This is a genomic window from Buttiauxella sp. S19-1 (assembly GCF_022134725.1).
GTDB classification, from domain to species: domain Bacteria; phylum Pseudomonadota; class Gammaproteobacteria; order Enterobacterales; family Enterobacteriaceae; genus Buttiauxella; species Buttiauxella ferragutiae.
Genome location: NZ_JAHWLU010000279.1, coordinates 1 through 578, shown reverse-complemented (window position 1 = coordinate 578; position 578 = coordinate 1). Strand labels below are relative to the sequence as shown.

At 56.7% G+C, this 578-nt stretch carries 1 protein-coding gene; it reads right to left on the bottom strand.

Going from position 1 to position 578, the window contains the following annotated elements; all coding sequences use genetic code 11:
* On the bottom strand, positions 1 to 578 hold a 578-nt coding region (locus MES37_RS24555; RefSeq protein ID WP_237932846.1), incomplete at both ends, for a type VI secretion system Vgr family protein.

Here is a 578-nt window from a genome sequence, read left to right as displayed (position 1 = left end):
GTGTGGTCACGGGTGACTTTCAGGGTCTGGTCATTGCGTACCGTGATACTGCGGTCGTGCGCCACGGTGATGTTCTGGTCATGCCCGCCGGCATTCTCTTTGCCGACCTTCACCGTCTGCCCCAGACCGACGGTGATGCTCTGGTTATTACCAATAGTCTCGGTGTGGTCGACTTTCACATCAGTGGTGCGGTTATTGAGCACCTCGGTGTCCATGTTTTTCTGCGCATGGAGATACACCTGCTCATTAGCTGTCGCATCGTCGAACTTCAGTTCGTTAAACCCGCTACCCTTATAGGTTTTTGAGCGCAGGGTCATCTGCGTCTTTGTGCCAGGCAGACTGCCCGGTGAGCGGTTATCTTCATGATACGTACGCCCCATCACGATGGGCTGGTCCGGGTCACCGTTGAAGAAATCGACTATCACTTCCTGGCCGACACGTGGTATCGCCAGGTGACCGAACCCGGCACCGGCCCACGCCTGCGACACCCGTATCCAGCACGAGCTGTCTTCTGTTTCGCCGTGATAACGGTCCCAGCGGAATTTCACCCGCACCCGCCCGTGTTCGTCGCAGAAAAT